The organism is Aeromonas sp. HMWF015 (genome assembly GCF_963878965.1).
Lineage (GTDB): Bacteria > Pseudomonadota > Gammaproteobacteria > Enterobacterales > Aeromonadaceae > Aeromonas > Aeromonas veronii.
Genome location: NZ_CAWNZT010000342.1, coordinates 6007 through 9526, shown reverse-complemented (window position 1 = coordinate 9526; position 3520 = coordinate 6007). Strand labels below are relative to the sequence as shown.

Annotated in this window: 4 protein-coding genes; 2 read left to right on the top strand and 2 right to left on the bottom strand. The window is 63.2% G+C overall.

From position 1 onward, the window contains the following. The coding region (locus AACS18_RS17255) for a hypothetical protein (protein WP_258228757.1) at positions 1-325 on the top strand (325 nt) is incomplete at its 5' end. Continuing rightward, on the top strand, positions 325-1974 hold the full coding sequence (locus AACS18_RS17250; protein ID WP_181363312.1) for a GGDEF domain-containing protein: 1650 nt from the start codon (positions 325-327) through the stop codon (positions 1972-1974). The genes AACS18_RS17255 and AACS18_RS17250, both read left to right, overlap by 1 nt. 86 nt (positions 1975-2060) lie before the next feature. Here AACS18_RS17250 and AACS18_RS17245 read toward each other — a convergent pair whose 3' ends face one another. After that, positions 2061-3065, bottom strand: coding sequence for a substrate-binding domain-containing protein (locus tag AACS18_RS17245; protein ID WP_108612832.1), 1005 nt, complete (start codon positions 3063-3065; stop codon positions 2061-2063). After that, the coding region (locus AACS18_RS23600) for a PfkB family carbohydrate kinase (RefSeq protein WP_258228756.1) at positions 3065-3520 on the bottom strand (456 nt) is incomplete at its 5' end. The genes AACS18_RS23600 and AACS18_RS17245, both read right to left, overlap by 1 nt.

Here is a 3520-nt window from a genome sequence, read left to right as displayed (position 1 = left end):
ATTCACCACCACTACCCCCTGGACTCAGGGCGCTCACCACTATCGCGGGCCGACCCTGTCAGCAGTGCTGGCGGCGCAAGGGATCCCGGATGCTCGCAAGATCGCCGTTTCGGCCCTCAACGGCTATCAGCAGGTGGTGGATCTGGCCCTGTTCGACGGCGTGCCGCTGACCCTGGTGCGTCAGGAGGACGGCAAACCGCTGACCCGGCGCAACAAGGGGCCGCTCTGGCTGCTCATCCCGTTCACCACCTATCCCAAGCTGGACGTGCCCGCCATTCACAACTGCATGGTGTGGCAGGTGACCCGCATCGAGATCGTCGATTGATGGGGCTATCCCGCCAAAATCTGCTGTTGGTTGCGGTGTCGCTACTGTTTCTGCTCTCGTCGGGCAGCAGTCTCTATCTGCAGTATCGGCAGGAGCAGCTGGTCGATACCTTCTACCGCAATGTCCACTGGAACATCAGCCAGGTGATGCTCGAATCCCAGCGTTTCCTCTACGATCTGCAGCTCTACCGGGCTGGCAGACTGTCGATGGAGACCCTGAGCCTCGATTACGATCTGCTGTGGAACCGGCTCGATATCTTCCTCATCAGCAGTGAGACCGCCGAGATGCGCCAGCGGCACGGGCTCGGCAAGGTGCTGGCCACCCTGTTCGAGCAGATCAAGCAGCTCGAACCCCAGATGGAGGCTGGTGCGCTGCGCGAGGGGGCTGAGCTTGCCCGCTTGCAGGAGGCGATCGCCAGCCAGACCCGTCTCATCGAACAGATAGGGGATCAGATCCTCTCCGGCCAAGAGCGGGAGCATTCGGTCAGCCAGATCCGCAACAGCCTGTTCTGGCTGCAGATCTGGCAACTGATCCTGTTGCTGACCGGTGGCGCTCTGGTCGCAGCCCTCATTCGCGCCAATCTGGCGAACCGTCGGCTTGCCCTGCTCGATCCCCTGACCCAGCTTGGCAACCGCCGTGCCCTGCAGGAGCAGCTCTCTCGCGCTCTGCATGCCGATGATGTGAGCGCCCTGGTGGTGCTCGATCTCAAGCGCTTCAAGCAGGTCAATGATCTGCTGGGTTATCAGGTCGGTGATCGGCTGTTGCAGATGGTGGCCAACAAGCTGCAGCAGGCCCATGGCAGCCACGCTTACCGGCTCGGCGGAGATGAATTTGCCGTGGTGCTGACCAAGGCGAATGATGCGCTGGAAACCGCCATTCATGAGCTGGTGGATCTGCTCCATTTCGAGTTCGTGACCCGGGAGTGCAGCTTCGATCTGGCCTGTCGACTCGGGGTAGCCAAGGCGCAGCAACAGGATGCCGCCCGGCTGCTGGATCAGGCCATCTTGGCCCTTAACCAGGCCAAGCGTAGCCAGGAGGGGGCGATCAGCTGGTTTGAGCCAGCCATGCTGCAGCAGTTGCAGTTGAGTCAGCAGCAGCTTCATCAGCTGCGAGAGTGGCTGGCGGGGCGCGAGCCTGCACCGCTGCGAGTGGGATTGCAGGAGCTCACAGACGGGCAGGGCAACGAGCTGTGGCAATTGGCGCTTGAGTGGCGTGAGCAGGGGGCGCCCTGCCACATGCGCTGGCTGCAGGAGTGCGGTGTGCTGGGGCCCGTGTTGGCCCGTGTGCTGCAAGCGCACGAGGCGCAGTATGCCGATGGTCGGGAACTGCTGGTCCCGCTCGACAACCAGGCCCAGCTGACCCATCTACTGGCCTATCTGCCGGCGTCTTCCCGTACGCCGCTGGTGTTGTTGGTACCGACGCTACAGCCGGATGGTGCCCTGCTAGCAGGATTGCGCCAGCAGGGTTGCACTCTGGCACTCAGAGAGATTGGCAGCACCACCGCGGCGCAGCTGGACGCCGGCTGGCCCGTTCGCTACTGGTTGCCGCAGGGTGATGAAGATGGCGAGTTGCTGCAACCGCTGGCCAGACGATTGGGGCTGGTGCCACTGCAAGTGCTGGCAACCAGGGAGACCCGGTCGCTGGCCTGAGGGCAAAACGCGGTATTGCATCGGCAAGAGACAAAATGAAACAAGGCGACCCTGGGGTCGCCTTGTTCGTTTATTGCCCCTGAACGTCAGGGACGGGGCGCGCAGGATTGTCTGATCACCAGGTCAGGGTCGACGGTGATCAGGTGATTCTCCACCGCTTCGCCGTTTATGCGAGCCAACAGGCGGGTGACGGCGAGGCGTCCCAGCTCCTCTTTGGGCTGGTTGACGGTGGTGAGTGGCGGCGACATAAATTCGGCCAGCGCCACATTGTCATAGCCGACGATGGAGATATCCCGCGGGATCACCAGCCCCGCCTGATGGGCAGCGCTGATGGCACCCATTGCCATCATGTCGTTGCAGACAAAGAGGGCGGTGGGACGCTCGGGCAATGCAAGCAGACGAGTCATCGCCTGATGGCCGCTGGCGCAGTCAAAGTCCCCGTCCTGAATCCAGTCAGGCTTGACAGTGAGTCCGGCCTCCCGCAACGCCTGCTCAAAGCCAGCTTGGCGCTGGTTGGCGGGGGCGCGGCTGTGGGGGCCTGTAATACAGCCGATGGCGGTATGGCCCAGCTCAATCAGATGGCGGGTCGCCAGATAACCGCCGTGGAAGGAGTTGTCGGCGATAAGATCCACATCCTCGCTGACCAGCCCCCAATCCATCACCACCACCGGCAGGCTCTTGAGCCAGTCGAGCTGGTTGAACACCTCTTGTTGGCCTTCGCTGCACATGATCAGCAGGCCATCGACCCGCTTGCGCAGCATCATCTTGAGGTAGGAGAGGGCCGTCTCGGCCTGACCCTCGGTGTTGCCCAGCATCAGGTTGTAGCCCTGCTCGAAGCAGTAGCGCTCCACCCCGCGCACCACCTCGGCGAAGAAGGGGTTGCTGGAGGTGGTGACCAGCATGCCGATACTGTTGGTCTCCTTCACCTTGAGGCTGCGGGCCACCAGACTCGGGGCATAGTTGAGATCGCGCATGGCCGCGAAGACCCGCTCGCGGGTCTCCTCGGCCACAAAGCGGGTCTCGTTGATGACATGGGAGACGGTGGTGGTGGAGACCCCCGCCAGCGCCGCCACCTCCTTGATATTGGCCATCAGTGCCCCTGCGCAGTCTGCTCAAGCAGGAAGGCGTCGACCTCCTGCTTGCTCGGGATGGAGCTCTGGGCACCGAACCGGGTGACGGAGAGCGCCGCCGCCCCGTGGGCAAAGCGCACCGCGCTGTGGAAGTCGGCACCGGCCAGTTCCGCCGCCAGCAGGGCGCCGTTGAAGGTATCGCCCGCGGCTGTGGTATCCACTGCCTTGACCCGAAAGCCCGGGATGAGTTGTTGCTGATGTGCGTTACTGCAATAGACCCCCTGCGACCCCAGGGTGATCATCACGTCCGCAATCCCCATCTGGTGGAAGCGGGCGGCCGCCTCGCGGGCACTCGCTTCGTCGGTGACTTTGACGCCGGTCAACAGCTCCGCTTCGGTCTGGTTGGGGGTGATAAGGTCGACCAGCGCCAGCAGTTCGCTTGAGAGCGGACGGGCAGGGGCGGGGTTGAGCACCAC